Annotated in this window: 15 protein-coding genes and 2 pseudogenes; 6 read left to right on the top strand and 11 right to left on the bottom strand. The window is 70.1% G+C overall.

Features of this window, described 5'->3' with window-relative positions; all coding sequences use genetic code 11:
- Positions 1–5: 5 nt before the first annotated feature.
- A complete protein-coding gene (locus C463_RS01405) occupies positions 6–1,037 on the bottom strand; it encodes a glutathione S-transferase family protein (RefSeq protein WP_008440409.1) in 1,032 nt (343 codons plus the stop codon).
- Positions 1,038–1,393: 356 nt separating this feature from the next.
- Here C463_RS01405 and C463_RS01400 point away from each other — a divergent pair, with 356 nt between their 5' ends.
- Positions 1,394–2,533, top strand: a complete 1,140-nt coding sequence (locus tag C463_RS01400; protein WP_008440408.1) for a zinc ribbon domain-containing protein — start codon at positions 1,394–1,396, stop codon at positions 2,531–2,533.
- A 47-nt stretch (positions 2,534–2,580) separates the two neighbouring features.
- Here the strand turns inward: C463_RS01400 and C463_RS20265 are convergent.
- Positions 2,581–3,081: pseudogene (locus C463_RS20265) on the bottom strand (PHP-associated domain-containing protein); the annotation flags it as partial.
- Positions 3,082–3,100: 19 nt separating this feature from the next.
- Positions 3,101–3,433 (bottom strand): annotated as a pseudogene (locus C463_RS20260) (PHP domain-containing protein); the annotation flags it as partial.
- Between C463_RS20260 and C463_RS20255 the strand changes: the two are divergent.
- Together C463_RS20255 and C463_RS01385 are read left to right on the top strand one after the other, a co-directional pair.
- Positions 3,321–3,668: a hypothetical protein gene (locus C463_RS20255; RefSeq protein ID WP_193365850.1), complete on the top strand. Its 348-nt coding sequence runs from the start codon at positions 3,321–3,323 to the stop codon at positions 3,666–3,668. The pseudogene C463_RS20260 and the gene C463_RS20255 sit on opposite strands and share 113 nt — an antisense overlap.
- Positions 3,669–3,693: 25 nt before the next feature.
- The gene (locus tag C463_RS01385; protein ID WP_008440406.1) at positions 3,694–3,993 is read left to right on the top strand and encodes a DUF7565 family protein; all 300 of its coding nucleotides are present in this window, start codon (positions 3,694–3,696) and stop codon (positions 3,991–3,993) included.
- Positions 3,994–4,011: 18 nt separating this feature from the next.
- Here C463_RS01385 and rocF read toward each other — a convergent pair whose 3' ends face one another.
- A complete protein-coding gene (gene rocF, locus C463_RS01380; protein WP_008440403.1) occupies positions 4,012–4,917 on the bottom strand; it encodes an arginase in 906 nt (301 codons plus the stop codon).
- A gap of 159 nt (positions 4,918–5,076) precedes the next feature.
- On the opposite strand from rocF, the gene C463_RS01375 reads away from it, so the two are divergent.
- Both C463_RS01375 and C463_RS01370 read left to right on the top strand, forming a co-directional pair.
- Positions 5,077–5,295, top strand: a complete 219-nt coding sequence (locus C463_RS01375) for a hypothetical protein (protein ID WP_008440401.1) — start codon at positions 5,077–5,079, stop codon at positions 5,293–5,295.
- 107 nt (positions 5,296–5,402) lie between these two features.
- The gene (locus C463_RS01370) at positions 5,403–5,936 is read left to right on the top strand and encodes an Rrf2 family transcriptional regulator (protein WP_008440400.1); all 534 of its coding nucleotides are present in this window, start codon (positions 5,403–5,405) and stop codon (positions 5,934–5,936) included.
- 122 nt (positions 5,937–6,058) lie between these two features.
- Here the strand turns inward: C463_RS01370 and C463_RS01365 are convergent, their stop codons facing one another.
- The 7 genes from C463_RS01365 to C463_RS01335 all read right to left on the bottom strand — a co-directional run bounded on the left by C463_RS01365 (position 6,059) and on the right by C463_RS01335 (position 14,060).
- Positions 6,059–7,240 carry an NAD(P)/FAD-dependent oxidoreductase gene (locus tag C463_RS01365; RefSeq protein ID WP_008440398.1) on the bottom strand — a complete coding sequence of 394 codons (1,182 nt, stop codon included), beginning with the start codon at positions 7,238–7,240 and terminating at the stop codon, positions 6,059–6,061.
- 84 nt (positions 7,241–7,324) lie between these two features.
- Complete coding sequence (locus tag C463_RS01360; RefSeq protein ID WP_008440396.1) at positions 7,325–8,185, bottom strand: nucleoside phosphorylase; 861 nt, start codon at positions 8,183–8,185, stop codon at positions 7,325–7,327.
- Positions 8,186–8,288: 103 nt separating this feature from the next.
- The gene (gene cdd, locus C463_RS01355; protein WP_008440385.1) at positions 8,289–8,720 is read right to left on the bottom strand and encodes a cytidine deaminase; all 432 of its coding nucleotides are present in this window, start codon (positions 8,718–8,720) and stop codon (positions 8,289–8,291) included.
- Positions 8,721–8,792: 72 nt separating this feature from the next.
- The gene (locus C463_RS01350; protein WP_008440383.1) at positions 8,793–10,370 is read right to left on the bottom strand and encodes a hypothetical protein; all 1,578 of its coding nucleotides are present in this window, start codon (positions 10,368–10,370) and stop codon (positions 8,793–8,795) included.
- A 69-nt stretch (positions 10,371–10,439) separates the two neighbouring features.
- On the bottom strand, positions 10,440–11,174 hold the full coding sequence (locus C463_RS01345; protein WP_008440382.1) for an MBL fold metallo-hydrolase: 735 nt from the start codon (positions 11,172–11,174) through the stop codon (positions 10,440–10,442).
- A 35-nt stretch (positions 11,175–11,209) separates the two neighbouring features.
- On the bottom strand, positions 11,210–12,025 hold the full coding sequence (locus C463_RS01340) for a hypothetical protein (RefSeq protein ID WP_008440381.1): 816 nt from the start codon (positions 12,023–12,025) through the stop codon (positions 11,210–11,212).
- Between the two features lie 73 nt (positions 12,026–12,098).
- Positions 12,099–14,060, bottom strand: coding sequence for an ATP-dependent DNA ligase (locus C463_RS01335; RefSeq protein ID WP_008440380.1), 1,962 nt, complete (start codon positions 14,058–14,060; stop codon positions 12,099–12,101).
- A 97-nt stretch (positions 14,061–14,157) separates the two neighbouring features.
- On the opposite strand from C463_RS01335, the gene C463_RS01330 reads away from it, so the two are divergent.
- The gene (locus tag C463_RS01330; RefSeq protein WP_008440379.1) at positions 14,158–14,742 is read left to right on the top strand and encodes a GNAT family N-acetyltransferase; all 585 of its coding nucleotides are present in this window, start codon (positions 14,158–14,160) and stop codon (positions 14,740–14,742) included.
- Positions 14,743–14,929: the final 187 nt, after the last annotated feature.

The following is a 14,929-nucleotide window of genomic DNA, read 5'->3' as shown; positions in this document are numbered from 1 at the left end:
CCCGCTCAGTCGGCTGCGTGGGGCGTCGGCGCCTCGCCGCCGAGGCGGTCGCGGTCGTGGGTGGCCTCGAAGTCGAGGTCGGGGCCGCGCGCGATGATCCCCGAGGGGGTCACGTCGGGGTGCGTGGTGTAGTAGTGCTCCTTGATGTGTTCCATGTTCACCGTCTCTGTGACCCCCTCGGTCTGGTAGAGGTCGCGCAGGTACGGCCAGAGGTTGTCGTACTGGTGGATGAACTTCCGGTTGCACATGAAGTGGGTGTGGTACACCTGATCGAAGCGGATCAGGGTGGTGAACATACAGATGTCCGCCTCCGTCAGGGAGTCGCCGACGAGGTAGCGCTGATCGGCGAGCCGGTCGTCGTAACCGTCGAGCGCGTCGAACAGGTCGTCGATCGCGTCGTCGTAGGCGCTCTGTGAGGTGGCGAAGCCGGCGCGGTAGACGCCGTTGTTGATCGGCTCGTAGATGTCCGTGATCACCGCGTCGACGGCCGCGACGGTCGCGTCGTCGTCCGCGTCGGGGAGCAGCGAGACGCCGTTGCCGAGGTCGGAGAAGGCGGTCGAGAGCATCCGGAGGATCTCCCGCGATTCGTTGTTGACGACGGTCTCCTCTTCGGTGTCCCACAGCACGGGCACGGTCACCCGGCAGGTGGCGTCGGGGTCGTCCTCGACGTACAGCTCCCGGAGATAGTCGCTGTCGTGGAGGTGATCGCGGGTACAGCCGTCCTTCTCCGGGGTGAACTGCCAGCCGTCTTCGCCGCGGTACGGGTCGACGACCGAGACGCCGATGGCGTCTTCGAGGCCGAGCAGCGACCGCGCGAGCAGCGTGCGGTGCGCCCACGGGCAGGCGTACGAGACGTACAGGTGGTACCGGCCGGCCTCCGGCTGGAAGCGCTCGTCCGGCTCCGCGTCGACGTGGTCCGGCACGTCGCTGCCCGCGATCCAGTTCCGGAACGTCGTCTCGCCGCGTTGGAAGGCTCCCTCCTCATCGGTGGCCTCGTAGGTGTCCGTGCGCCACTCGCCGTTCACGAGTTGATTCATACGCGCTATTTGGGCTTCGACCCCTATAACGTGGGCGGGGACACGCGTGTCACCCGTCGAACGCGGGGCCGACCACCGGAGTTCGGTCTCCGTAGTTGACGCGAGGGCCATCCGACGGCTTTAGCCGTGGGGTGAATCCGACAACTGCGGTAACATGGGCGAACTACACTGTTACTGGATATTCAACTCTCCAATTCATCCAATCCTGCCTCTAGCACTTCGGTGTATGCCTCTGAGAGTCCCAGATCGTTCGCTTCCGCGTAGTCTTTGATCCGACCACCGAGCGTGTGTGAAATATCTATGTTTGGACGCATGACAAAAAGACTTTAAGACTAAAAGTATAATAATCTATCGTCGTGAAGCGTACCAACACATTCGCAGTACGTCCGCTTTCCGAGGACGGAGAGCGGCTGCTACGGGACCTGTTGGACGCTTCCGCCGCACTCTGGAACGAGGTCAATTATCAGCGCCTCATGCGGTACAACGACGAAGATGGGTTCGAAGGCGACGTGTGGGGCGTAGATACGGGCCACCTCGAAGGCACGTACAAGGGCGTTCTCGGCGCGTCCACTGCTCAACAGGTAATCCGCAAAAACAGCGAGGCGTGGCGCGGGTTCTTCCGATTGAAAGAGCAGTACCACGACGCCTCGAACACGTCGGTCACTGACCACCCCGAACCGCCGGGATTCCGTGGCAACGAGAATGACGGTCGTCAGCTCAAGACCGTCATTCGCAACACGTCGTACACCGTCGAATGGGGCGACCGCTCTCGACTCGAAATACTGGTCGGGAGNGACGGTCGTCAGCTCAAGACCGTCATTCGCAACACGTCGTACACCGTCGAATGGGGCGACCGCTCTCGACTCGAAATACTGGTCGGGAGCGAGCTGAAAGACAGATACGACCACACTGGACGTCTCCGGCTCGAAGTCGCCGGCGAGCCGAACTGGCCCGACTACGAGAAACAGGGTCGATTGGACCTGTGGTACGACGAGACCGATGACACCTTCCGAGCTTCGCAGCCCGTGACTGTTTCCGACGAGGCGCGGGCGACTCCACTGGCTGATGAAACGGCCGCTCTGGATATCGGTGCGAACAATCTCGTNGAAGCGTGGACGAGTCAGGAGTGCCCGCAGTGCGGGTCGACGGAGCGAACCACGCGGCATCAGGAGACGCTGACGTGTCCGTGCGGGTTTGAAGGACACGCGGATCTCACAGCTTCGAAGACGTTCCTTGAACAGCAAACAGAGCAAGAAGTCAGGCCGATGGCACGGCCCGTGCGATTCGAGTGGGACGACCACGACTGGTCGGGGAAATCACACCCTCACGACAGTCCCAAAGAAGTGCGCACAGACCGGAGTACCATCGAAACTGATGGGAAGGTTGCTTCCGGGGAGACGNGGAAATCACACCCTCACGACAGTCCCAAAGAAGTGCGCACAGACCGGAGTACCATCGAAACTGATGGGAAGGTTGCTTCCGGGGAGACGGCATAGCTAATATCCCGCGAGAGGAATCCCACGGCTTCAGCCGTGGGAGGATGTCAATCGTAGACGCTTACGTCGTCGAACCGGCCCTCGTAGGCGACGTTCGACGGGAGGGTCGGCTCGTTGCCGGAGAGGAACATCCGGTCGAGCTTCGCCCACGTGTTCTCGTAGCCGAGGTGCGCGAACTCCACGAGCCCGCGGAGCTGGTGGCCGGCGCCGCCGCGGTGGATGACGGTTCGGGGGCGGCGCTCTCGGAAGGCGTCGACGACCGCCTCCTCGTCTGCGAGGTCGCCCTCGAAGGCGGTCCACGCTTCGCCGACCGTACCGGAGAGGTGGGCGTACGACGAGCCGAACCCGGCGCAGCCGGTCTCCGCCGCGGTCCGGCGCGCTCGCGCGTTCTGGTGGGGGAGCAGTTTCGTGTTGTACGTCTCGATCGCGTCGAGCCGCGCGGCGTGCGCGTCGACCTCGGGCCGCGTGAGCGAGATGGTCGCGAAGCCGGGGTGGGGGACGAGGACGGCGGCGTTTTGGCGCTCGAACTCGGCCATCGCGCCCTCGAAGGNTCGCGTTCTGGTGGGGGAGCAGTTTCGTGTTGTACGTCTCGATCGCGTCGAGCCGCGCGGCATGCGCGTCGACCTCGGGCCGCGTGAGCGAGATGGTCGCGAAGCCGGGGTGGGGGACGAGGACGGCGGCGTTTTGGCGCTCGAACTCGGCCATCGCGCCCTCGAAGGTGATGTAGTCGGGGACCGGTTCGGAGAGCCCGAGGACGAGGAGGTGCCGCCGGTTCCCCCAGTCGCCGGTGAACACCTCGCGGGCGGGGACGACGGTCAGCTCGTCGTCGGTGTACCGCGCCGCGCGCTCGCGGACCGTCGGGAGGCGCGTGAAGTGCGGCGCGTACACGAGCGCGTCGATTCCGCGCTCCTTGGCGCGGGCGACGACCTCGTCGTCGAGCACCTTCACGTGGGCGTCGACGCGCGTTTGCGGTCGGGTCACGGTCGCACGGTCGTCGCGGCCGCGCAAAGACGTATCGTTCGACGACGACGGTGCCGCGACCGCGGAGCGGACCGCGCGGCGCTCGCTCTCGCCGCCGTCGCAGTACGTCCCCGTCGCCGCCGCGACGCACTCCGCCGAGGTGGGAAACCGTTAATCCCCCTCGGGCGAGAGTTCGGGGTATGGCCCCTCGCTGGACGTGCGGCATCGGCGACTGCGACGCCGCCTTCGACGACGTGGAGGCGGCGATCGTCCACCAGACGAACGACCACCAGCGCCACGAGTGCAAAGTCTGCGGCACCATCGTTCCGGACGGCTACTTCGCGATCCGCCACGCGTTCGACGAACACACCCGCGCCGAGTTCGTCCGCGCGTACGACGCCGACTCGGCGTCCGTCCGGCGCCGCGAGGAGATCAAAGGCGAGATCGAGTCCGCGGCCGACCTCCAGCGGGTCGTCGAGGAGCTCGACCGGGGCGTCTGACCGGACCCCGACCTCGATTTATAACACGCGCTTGCCGAACGCGCTCGCCGCCAGCTCTGTCGCCAGCTCGGCCGTCTCGTTGTGCTGGTCCAGCGTCGGGTTCACCTCGACGATCTCCATCGAGCGGAGCGCGTCGGTCTCGTCGACGATCTCCATCGCGCTGTGCGCCTCGCGGTAGGTGGCCCCGCCGCGGACGGGCGTCCCGACGCCGGGCGCGGCGTTGGGGTCGAGCCAGTCCAGATCGAGGCTGACGTGGATCCCGTCGACGCCGTCCCCCGCGACCGAAAGCGCCTCTTCCGTCACCTCGGTGATCCCCCGCTCGTCGATGTCGGACATCGTGTACGCGGCGAAGTCGCGCTCTTCGATCAGCTCCGCCTCCGCCCCGTCGACCGAGCGGAGCCCGACCAGGGCGACGTTCTCCGGTGAGAGCCCCGCCGCGTTCGCCCACTCGGTGTCCGCGAACTCGTCGATCCCGAGCGCGGCCGCCAGCGGCATCCCGTGGACGTTGCCCGAGGGCGTCGTCGCGGGGGTGTTGAGGTCGGCGTGCGCGTCGAACCAGACGGCGCCGATATCCGCGTCGCGCGCGGACCCGGAGAGGCTCCCGATCGCGATGGAGTGGTCGCCGCCGAGCGCGAGCGGCACCTCGCCGTCCGCGAGCGTCGCGGCGACCTCGTCGCCGAGCCGCCGGCAGACGTCGGCCGTCTCGCGCAGGAACTTCGCCTTCCCCTCGCTGGGCGCGTCCGCGTCGGGGTCGCGCTCCTCCGCCCGGGGGACGAGGAGGTCGCCCGCGTCGGCGGTCTCCACGCCGGCGCCGGCGAGCTGGTCGGCGAGCCCGCCGTACCGAATCGCCGAAGGCCCCATGTCGACCCCGCGTCGGTTCGCCCCGTAGTCGGTCGGCGCGCCGATGATCCTGACCGTGGTCATACCGGCTACGCGGCGCGCCGGCGCTTCAATGGTGGGGATCCACGCTCCCTGACCCGTGTCTCTCTGTCCGTCTCCCCGTTTTCTCCTCACCGGCAGTCTCCCCGTTCTCGCCTCGCCGGATCGGACACCGTTTTGCGGCCGGCCCGCTACGTGGCGAGTATGGGTAGCTCGGACCCCTACTCGGTCGACCCCGGCGACATCGAGCCGATCGGTGCGACCATCGCGGTCGCGTTCACCGGCGCAGCGATCGGGCTCGTCGGCGCCGCGGTCTCGTTCGTCGCGGTCGATTTCGGGGTCGCGCTGATCGGTGTCGGCGTCGTCGTCGCGCTGTCGAGCCCGCTCGCGTACGTGCGGATGAAGCGGCTACGCGGGGAGTGAGCCGGAGTGCGAAGCGCCGGCGGAGTGCGCTCACCGAGCGAATCTCACACGATCGTTTATAAGTGAATTCCATCGCATTTAAGCGGGGGCGCTCTGTATTTGGCACCATGTCATCGATCGAGCTCACGTCGAGCCAGAAAAGCATCCTCACGGCCCTCATCAACCTGTACGGGGAACGCGAGGACGCCGTGAAGGGCGAGGCGATCGCCGAGGAGGTCGACCGCAACCCGGGAACGATCCGCAACCAGATGCAGAGCCTCAAGGCCCTCCAGTTGGTCGAGGGGGTACCCGGTCCGAAGGGCGGCTACAAGCCCACCTCGAACGCCTACGAGGCGCTCGACATCCAGCGCATGGACGAGCCGGCCGACGTGCCGATCTACCACGAGGGCGAGCAGGTCGAGGGGATCAACGTCGACGGGATCGACCTCTCCAGCGTCCACCACCCCGAGCTGTGCCGCGCCGAGATCCACGTTCAGGGTTCGGTCCGCGACTTCCACGAGGGCGACAGCGTCACCGTCGGCCCGACGCCGCTCTCGAAGCTCGTCGTCGACGGCACGGTCGACGGCAAAGACGACACCGCGAACATTCTCATCCTGCGGATCGACGACATGCGGGCGCCCGACGAGCCGGCCGAACACTGACTGCGAGAGCGGTTCTTCGACCGATACGAGGCCTATCCTACCGGAAATCGCGGAGTGGTTCGCCGCTGAAAAGAGCCGAAACCGAGATCGACGGAAGCGTCGCCGTCGCGAACCCCCCGCGCTTACATGTCGCCGAAGGCGCCGACGGCGCGGCTCGCGGAGGAGACCTTGTTGATCCATCGCGTGGCGATGGCCTTCTTCAGCAGCTTCGCGGGCGTGCCGCCGAACGTCTTGATCGGCATGCCCATCACGTCGTGGGCGACTGCCTCCTCGCCGACGGAGACGACGGTCCCCTTGTCTTCGTGGGTCCACGAGCGGAGCGGCGCGCCGCGGGCGGCGCGAGCGAGGTTGGCGCCCGCGACCTCGGCGGCCTGCCAGGCGGCCTGTGCGGTCGGCGGGGCGACGTCGTCGTCGCCCTGCTCGACGAGAGCGGTGTCGCCGATGGCGAACACGCGGTCGTCGCTGGTGGCGAAGTCGGAGCCGGCGTGGACGCGGTTCGAGCGCTCGTCCTTCTCGACGTCGACGCCCTCGATCTCGGGCTGGCCCGTGATGCCGCCGGTCCAGATCAGCACGTCGTACGCGAGCTCCTCGGGCTCCTCGTCCTCGCCGCCGCCGAGGTAGACGGTCTCCTCGTCGGCCTCCGAGATGAAGTCGCCGGTGAGGATCTCGACGTCGGCGTCCTCCAGCCGCTGGCGGAGCGCCCCCTGGATCTGGGGGTCGTTACCGGGGAACACCTCGTCGAGCCCCTCGACCAACTTGATGTCGAGCGGCGCGCGGTGTTTGTCGCGGTACTCGGCTATCTCGCCGGCCGTCTGGATACCGGAGAGGCCGGCGCCGCCGACGATGACCTGCGCGGGGTCCGAGCGGGTCGCGTCCGCTGCCGCCTCGCGGACGTCCTCGTGGATCGCCTTCGCGTCGTCGAGCCCCTTCAGCTGGTGGGCGTTCTCCTTCAGCCCCTCGATGCCGAAGAAGGCGGTCGTGGAGCCGATCCCGAGGAGGAGGTAGTCGTAGTCGACCGTCGTCCCGTCGTCGGTCTCGACGACCCGATCCTCGGTGTCGACGTCGACGACCCGGCCCTGGACGAAGTCGGACTCGGGCGACTTGATCTCGTCGACGGGGATCGTGATCTTGTCCTCGACGGCGGGGTTGCGGATCGCGCGGTGGACCTCGTGTAAGACGAGGTGGTAGTCGTGTTCCGAGATCCACGTGAGGTCGGCCTCGCCCTCCCCGACCTCGTCTTCGAACGCCTTCACCGCCCCTGCGCCGGCGTACCCGGAGCCGACGACGACGACCTGTGTACTCATGCGTGTAGGTCCGCGGTGCGCAGATAAAGTCGCTTTGGAACGCTCGCAGGCAAATATCGCCACCGCGGCGGCGTCGGGGGGTCGTTACAGCGAGAGCCCGGCGTGCCAGCGGTCCGCGCCCGCCTCGCGTTTGACCTCGTCCATGCGCGCGAGGAGCTGCACCGCGAGGCTCGCGGTCTCGGCCGCGCGCGACTCGCCCTCCGTCCGGAACTCGCCGGTCACGCGGTTGGCGTAGACGGAGCAGACCGCGCCGGCGCGGAGCCCGTACACGCTCGCGACCGTGAGGATCGCCGACGCCTCCATCTCGATGTTCTTCACGTTCGCGTCCCGCAGCTCCGCGACCAGTTCGTCCGAGCCGGCGGCCTCGAACCCGTCGAATCCGGGGCGCCCCTGCCCGGCGTAGAAGGAGTCGGCGCTCATCGTGACGCCGGTGTGGTAGTCGTGGCCCAGCCGCTCGGCGGCGGCGATGAGGGCGGAGACGACCTCGCCGTCGGCGCCCGCGGGGTAGTCCTCGCGGACGTACTCGTCGCTCGTCCCCTCCTGCCGGACGCCGCCGGTGGTGATCACCAGGTCGCCCACGTCCATCTCCGGCTGGATCGCACCGCAGGAACCGACGCGGATGAACGTGTCGACGCCGACCCGCGCGAGCTCCTCGACGGCGATGGCCGCCGACGGCGAGCCGATCCCGGTGGAGGTGACCGAGATTGGCGCGCCGTCGTAGCTGCCGGTGGCGGTGCGGTACTCGCGGTGGCGCGCGATCTCCTCGTGGTCGTCCCACAGCGCCGTGATCTTGTCGACGCGCTCGGGGTTGCCGGGGAGGAGAACGGCGTCCGCGACGTCTTCGGGCGCGACCTCAACGTGGTAGCCGGCCTCGTCGTTCGGGTCCTCGCTCTCGGCGTCCGCGGCGGGCGCGTCGTGGGCGCCGTCTTCGGGGTCGTCGGTCATGTCCCCCTGTTTCTCCGAGTGATTCAAAAGGGCTTCCGGCTCGGGCCGGCGGTCGAGGCGTTGCGGGCAGGGCGGGTCACCGCCGGGGCGAGCCGCGCTCCGATCAGTCGCCGCCGGCGTCCCGAGCGTCGCCCGTCTCACGCGCGTCGTCGAGCGTCCCCTCTGAGATGGTGTTCGGGAGGAGCCCGCCGAGCGTGTACTCCGTCACCGCGTCGCCGCCCTCGTCGCAGGCGACGACGAGGTCGTCGGCCGCGAACTCCGCGAGGCTCTGTCGGCACATCCCGCAGGGGGTGACGCCGTCGCGGACGCCGGAGGAGACCGCGATGCGGTCGAACTCGCGGTGGCCGTTCTTCACCGCCTCCGCGAGCGCGACCTCCTCGGCGTGGAGGCTGTTGGAGTAGTTTGCGTTCTCGATGTTACAGCCGGTGTAGACGGTGCCGTCGGCGGTCCGGAGCGCGGCGCCGACGCGGTACTCGGAGTACGGGACGTGGGCGGCCTCTAAGGCGTCGCGCGCCGCGGAAATCAGCTCGTCCATACGGGCGGGTACGGCGGCGGGCCGATAACTGTACTGTGTCGCGGTCGCGAGGTGCGGTCGTCCGTCGGAGAGTCAGTCGTCCGTCCACGCCGAGAACCCGCCGTCGATGAGCGTGTCGGCCTGCTGGCGGATGTACTCGCGCTGGGTGTCGACCACGGCCGTCTCGAAGTCGTCGCCGTCGTCGAGGCGGGCGCGGACGCGGTCCCGCTTCCAGCTCGCCGGCGTCGTGCGGTTCGCGACGCGCCAGCGGAGCGGGGCCACCCACTCGGCCGCCTCGTCGTCGGCGCAGCCGGCGGTCCGGAGCCCCGCCTCCGCGTGGTCGAGGAGGTCGGCGTACAGCTCGTCCGTGTCGGTCGTGCGTTCGCCGTCGCGGCCGATCCACTCCATGTCGGCGTCGAGGCCGTCCGCGACGGCGGCGTAGAAGTTGTCGCGGGCGGTCTCCCAGTCGAGGCCGATGACGGGGTGATCGCGCTGGGCGAGCGCCTGCATCAGCCCCGCGAACGCCCCCTGGAACGCGATGGAGTCGCGGACCGTGGGCTGGCCGGGGATCGGCCGGAACTCGATCCGGGCGTTGGCCGCCGAGCGGCTCGCCCCCTCGAACACCGGGCGGACCCACCGCCAGTAGCTGCCGTGTTTCGTCCGGAACGTCGCGAAGTCGTCGTCGAAGCGGTCGCTGCCGCCGGGGTCGGGCATCGGGATCAGCGTCTCGTCGCCCGCGATGCGGTCGACCGCGGTCTCGACGTCGCGGAAGTCGCGCGGGAACCGGACCTTGTCGGCGTCGGTCCGGGCGTTGAGGACGGACTCGAACACGTGGACGCGGTTCTCGGTCGCCCCCTCGGCGAGGATCCGCTCGCCGTCCCAGTCGTCGTCGTACAGCTCCGGCGGGAAGAACGGGGAGTTGACGCCGAGCGCGAGGAGCGGCGCGGCGATCCGGAGCGCGTACCGGAAGTGCCGGGGCAGCGTCTCGGCGTGTGCCACTTGGTAGTGCGGCTGGATCGACGTGATGAGGCTCTCGGGCATCACCGTGTCCGCCGCCAGCGACACGCCCGGCGCCGAGAGGTCGACCTCCGCGCCCGCCGCCCCCTCTCGGCCCGCGTCCGCCGGCTCCGTGTTGGCCATCGCGTGGTACCGGACCGCGTCGCTCATGTTGACCGCGACGACGACGCCGTCGACCTCGACGCTGTCGGTGAGGTAGTCGCGGGCGGTCTCGCCCGCCGGCGGGATGGTCCAGAGCCCGTCGGAGACGAGCCGCATCCCCTCGACGCCCGCGGTGTTCTCCGCGGCCTCCAGCCGCGCGCGGACCTCGGCGAGTTGCGCCCGGAGCCCGTGGTCGGAGAGGGGCTGCGGGCTCGTACACATCTCGGCGTTGTGGAGCCCCAGCTCCTTCTCGAACCCCATCAGCTCCAGCATCCGGCGGGGCACGCGCATCAGCGCGTACTCGCCAGCCCGCGACTCCTCGCTCCACCGCCCGTCGCCGACCGCGTAGAACTCGTACTCGAAGCCGACGATCGACTGGTGATTGTCGAAGGAACCGTCGTGTAGCTCCTGTTTAACGCTCTCGGCCTCCTCGGCCGCGCGCTCGGCGAACGCCTCGGCGTCGACCGAAAGCGCCTCCCTGACCCCGTCGGCGAGCGCGGACTCGGTGGTCATGCGACAGGGGAAGGACGCGGCGGAGTGAAAAGCCCACCGGCCGCGGGAGTCCCGCGCCGTCGCCCCCGACTACTGATTCGCCGAGCGTGCGTCGAGCGCGACGGGGATCGACCGACTCGCCACGTCGCCGGCGAACGCCTCGCCGTCCGCCTCCAGCAGGTCGAACGTGTCGTAGTGGATGGGAACGACGAGGTCCGGGTCCATCGCCTCGGCCAACTCCGCCGCCTCGTGCCGGTCGGCGACGATACCGCCCCCGCCGATGTTCGCGAGGAAGACGGAGACGTCGAGCTCGGCGAACCCGTCGAGCGCGTCCGAGTCCCCGGGCCAGAAGACGGTGCGCCCGCCGAGCGACAGCAGGAAGCCGCAGCCGAAGCCGGGCGGGTGCGCGACCGAGCCGTCGGCGCCCGCGTTCGGCCCCCCCGGGTCGTTGTGGGCCGGGACCGACCACACTCGGACCTCGCCGGCGGGCGTCTCGACGTCGACGCGCTCCTCCTCGCCGACGCGGACCACGTCGTACTCTTCGGCGAGCGTGTCGACCGGTTCCACGTCGCGGTCGATGCCGGCGGGGTCGACCGCCTCGTAGATCACGAGCGTCGCATCCTCGCTCGCGACCGACCGGATCCCGTCGCTGTCGTAGTGGTGGTCGTGGGTAACGACGACGAGGTCGCCGTCGCGCGCCCAGTAGTCGTCGAGGACGCCGTACCGACCGGGGTCGGTGTAGGCGACCGGTCCCCCGTCCGTCTCCAGCCGCGCCGTCGCGTAGCCGAGCCACTCCACCGAGAACTCCTCGTAGCGGACCGTCATGGCCCACGGTCCGGACGCGGGCATCTTGAGGGTGGCTATCGCTCTTCCTCGACGATCACGGACAGGTCCCACGCCGCCGCGAGCGCGTCGTCGTCGACCGACCGCCCCAGCGCGTGTTCGGGAACGAGCGGCATCGGAATCGGGACGGATCCGGCCTCGCGCAGCGCCGCGAACCCGCCGACCGTCTCGACGACCGTCCCGTCGTCTCCCCGGCGGACGCGGAACCGCTTGTCGTCCGGGTCGCGGCGGTACGCGAACGGGAACGCCGCGTCCGGCGGTGTATGGAGGCTATCGACGCCCGCGAGGACGGCGACGGGCGCCCCGTCGACCTCGCAGACGAGCCGCGGGACGACGGGTCGCCCCTCGTCGTCGACCGCGGCCGCGTCGACGTCCGAGTGAGCCGTCACCGGGCCGAGAGGCGTGTCAGTCTCGCGCCACGAGAACGTCGGATCGCCGAGGCCGTCAGACCGGACGCAGGCGTAGCCGCCGCCCGAGACGGGGATCCGGTCCGGACCGACGTGGAACGTCCGTCGACCGTCGGTCCGATCGGCGAGCAGCGGCGGGTCGGCGAGGAGGTCGCGCACGGCCGCCGCGGTGGCGTCGTCGCGGGCGACGAACAGGACCCGGCGGTCGCGGTCGAGGGCGTGCCCGAGCCGGGAGACGATCACCGTGGGCGTCGCGTCGTCGGCGGCGAGCGGCTCCACCGCCACCCGGTCGTCGCCGCGGGTCGCGATCGCCGGCGGCTCGGCGCCCGTCTCGGGCCGGTCGACCGCGAACCCCGCCGCCGCGAGCCGCTCGGCGGCCGCGTCGGTGAGGTCGCGCCGCGTCGCGTCGCCGAGCGGGCCTGGCATGTGCTACGCTACGAACCGGACCGTCAAGGAGTTTCGCGTGTCGGAACGTCGCCGGCTGCCCACCGGATTCGGCTCAGTCGTCGCCGGCGAGCCGACGGACGCGGGCGAGCGAGTCGGCGTCGGCGACGCCCTTGTCCTCGCGGACGCCGACGAAGCGGGGGAACCGGAGCGCGTAGCCCGCCGAGTACGTCGGCGAGGTCTGGATCTCCTCGTAGCCGACCTCGACCACCAGTTCGGGGTCGAACGCGACCCTCGTCCCCGTCTCGTCGACGACGTGCGGCTCTAGCCGCTCCGTGAGGTCCGCGAGCGCCTCGTCGGTGATCCCCGTCGCCACCTTGCCGACCGTGGCGTAGCCCGCGGGGGCGAGGTCGTCGGCGTCGTGGTCGGCGGCGCTGCGATCGCCGGCGTCGTTCCCGTCGTCCTGCGCCGCGGACGCGTCCCCCTCGCGAACCGCGAGCAGGAACGTGCCGAACAGCTCCGCGCGGCGCCCCTCGCCCCACTCGGCGCCGACGACGACGGCGTCGAGCGTCTCCACGTCCGGCTTTCGCTTCAGCCAGTCGCGCCCGCGGTCGCCGGGCGTGTACGCCGCGTCCGGGTTCTTCAGCATGACGCCCTCGTGGCCCGCGTCGAGGGACGCCCGCTCCTCGGCCGCGATCGCGTCCGCGTCGTCGGCGAGCGCAAGGTCCGCGGCCGCGTCGGGGAGGACCTCTCGAAGCCTGTCGTGGCGATCGCGGAGGGGCTCGTCGAGCAGGTCGTCGCCGTCGGCGTGGAGGCAGTCGAAGGCGTGGAGCCGCAGCGAGACGGCCTCGCGCATGCGCTCGACGTCGTGTTTCCGCCGGAACCGCCGCAGCACCTCCTGGAACGGGAGCGGGTCGCCGTCGTCGTCGACCGCGACGACCTCGCCGTCGAGGATGACGGGCACGTCGACGCGCTCGGCGACGTACTCGACGATCTCCGGAAGCGCTTCGGTCACGTCGTCCATGTTCCGCGAGTAGAGCCGCGGACCGAGTTCCGCGCCGGCTTCCCCCTCGGTGTCGCCGGGCGCGTCCCCGGCCCGCGCGCCCCGGTCCGGCGCGTCTCCGGCCGGCGCGTCTCCGGCCGGCGCGTAGTGGATCTGAACGCGGGCGCCGTCGAACTTCGTCTCGACGGCGACTTCGCCGAACGCGTCGACCGCGTCGGTCGCGGTGCCCGCCTGCGCGAGCATCGCCTGAACCGGGCGGCCGACGCGCAGCGACTCCTCGCGGAGCCCCGCGATCCCCTCGTCGCGGGCGCGGACCGCGACCCGCCCGTAGTCGTTGGTCACCTGAAGCGCGCGCTCGACGGCCGCGACGGCGTCTCCGGGCGCGGCGAGTTCAAGATCCTCCACGTCGGCATCGTCCGCCGCATCGTCTGCGACCCCCGGGCCGTCCGCATCACCGGACGGTGTCTTGGGCGCGAGGAACGCCTCCGCGACCGCGTCGCGGACCGTTCCCTCGCCCACGCCGAGCCGCATCTCACCGAGGACGAGTCGGGCGAGGAACGCGGCCTCGATCGGCGAACACCGCGTGAACAGCCCGAACAGCGCGTCCCGTTTGCGCGACTCGCTGCCGTCGCCGCTCTGGGCCGCGAGGTCCCGCAGCTCCGCGTCGAGGTCGGCCACCGTGAGCGCGTCGCGGCCGCTCCCGAACGCGGCGAGCCCCCGCTGGCCGCCGAAGTCGTACGCGGCCGCGACGGCGCCGATCTCGCCGCGCTCCGCGAGGCGGTCCTCGACATCGTCAGCGGAGACGTTCGGACCCGCGGCGCGGGCGACGGCCTCGCGGCAGAGCGCGGGGCCCACGTCGAGCGTGCGGGTGTCGTGGGCGGGGAAGACGCGACCGAGGAGGAACCGAACGACGACGGGGAGGTCGTCGGTGGCGGTCCCGTCGGGACCGTCACCCTCGGCACCGGCGGCGGGGCCGGCGTCCGCGAGCAGGTCGGCGACCGCGAGGGTCGTCTCGATGTCGCCGTCGTTCGCGGCCACCCGTTCCGCCCGTTCCGCCAGCGCGCCGAAATCCATGCGCTCCGGTCGGCGGTCGGCGGGCAAAAGCGACGCGATGACGGCGGGCGACCGGGTCGGGGAACCGTTTTTCACCTCCGGTCTCGTACGGTCTTCTATGTACGTCCGCGACGCAAAAAACCGTGACGAGGCGTGGTTGTTGGACGCTATCGAGCAGCTCGGGCTCGACGACGTCGCCTTCCGGTCGCGGGACTACGTGATCGCGGTCGACGAGGAGTCGGGCGACCGGGCGGGGTTCGGACGGCTCCGCCTCCACCGCGGCGACGAGGACGAGGCGAACCGGATCGAGCTCACCGGCATCGGCGTCCTCCCCGAGTGGCGGCACCGCGGGGTCGGGGCGCACGTCGTCGAGCGCCTCGTCGACACCGCGGCCGCGGATCGATTCGAGACGGTGTACGTGCTCACCGACCAGCCGGAGTACCTCTCGCAGTTCGGCTTCGAGCGCGTCGACACCGACGACCTCCCGCCCGCGCTCTCGGACCGCCTCACCGAGAAGCGGGAGTTCCTCGGCGGCGGGGTCGTCGGCCTCGAACTGGCCGTCGACGCGTTCGAGATGCCGAGCAGCCTTCGAAGGGCGTTCAAGCACGCCGAGCCGACCGGCGACGACGAGCCGGAGGAGTCCGCCGAGGACTTCGGGATCGACCCGGACTCGGCGACGTACAAGTACGACACCGGTCGCTGAGCAGCGACATCATCTGTTCTCCGCGGTTGCGGTGGCGCGTGCCTGCGAGGTCGCATCGCGGCCGAGCAGCACGCGCGAGGCTGGGGAGGCGTGAGGCTGTGGTGCTGTGCCGGGTGGGACTCGAAGGGGCAGCCGCGAGGCCGTCGTAGGCGACGCAAGCACCGCAGGGAGCGAGTGAAACGAGCGA

The organism is Halorubrum californiense DSM 19288 (assembly GCF_000336875.1).
GTDB classification, from domain to species: Archaea; Halobacteriota; Halobacteria; order Halobacteriales; family Haloferacaceae; genus Halorubrum; species Halorubrum californiense.
This window is presented reverse-complemented; position numbering and strand designations above follow the sequence as displayed.

Coding starts and splice junctions, on each gene's coding strand:
- C463_RS01360 (WP_008440396.1), bottom strand. CDS start 8,185: ATGACCGACGACCCCGAAGACGGCGCCCACGACGCGCCCGCCGCGGAC.
- C463_RS01345 (WP_008440382.1), bottom strand. CDS start 11,174: ATGACGGTCCGCTACGAGGAGTTCTCGGTGGAGTGGCTCGGCTACGCG.
- cdd (WP_008440385.1), bottom strand. CDS start 8,720: ATGGACGAGCTGATTTCCGCGGCGCGCGACGCCTTAGAGGCCGCCCAC.
- C463_RS01370 (WP_008440400.1), top strand. CDS start 5,403: ATGTCATCGATCGAGCTCACGTCGAGCCAGAAAAGCATCCTCACGGCC.
- C463_RS01340 (WP_008440381.1), bottom strand. CDS start 12,025: ATGCCAGGCCCGCTCGGCGACGCGACGCGGCGCGACCTCACCGACGCG.
- C463_RS01375 (WP_008440401.1), top strand. CDS start 5,077: ATGGGTAGCTCGGACCCCTACTCGGTCGACCCCGGCGACATCGAGCCG.
- C463_RS01405 (WP_008440409.1), bottom strand. CDS start 1,037: ATGAATCAACTCGTGAACGGCGAGTGGCGCACGGACACCTACGAGGCC.
- rocF (WP_008440403.1), bottom strand. CDS start 4,917: ATGACCACGGTCAGGATCATCGGCGCGCCGACCGACTACGGGGCGAAC.
- C463_RS01330 (WP_008440379.1), top strand. CDS start 14,158: ATGTACGTCCGCGACGCAAAAAACCGTGACGAGGCGTGGTTGTTGGAC.
- C463_RS01385 (WP_008440406.1), top strand. CDS start 3,694: ATGGCCCCTCGCTGGACGTGCGGCATCGGCGACTGCGACGCCGCCTTC.
- C463_RS01350 (WP_008440383.1), bottom strand. CDS start 10,370: ATGACCACCGAGTCCGCGCTCGCCGACGGGGTCAGGGAGGCGCTTTCG.
- C463_RS01365 (WP_008440398.1), bottom strand. CDS start 7,240: ATGAGTACACAGGTCGTCGTCGTCGGCTCCGGGTACGCCGGCGCAGGG.
- C463_RS01335 (WP_008440380.1), bottom strand. CDS start 14,060: ATGGATTTCGGCGCGCTGGCGGAACGGGCGGAACGGGTGGCCGCGAAC.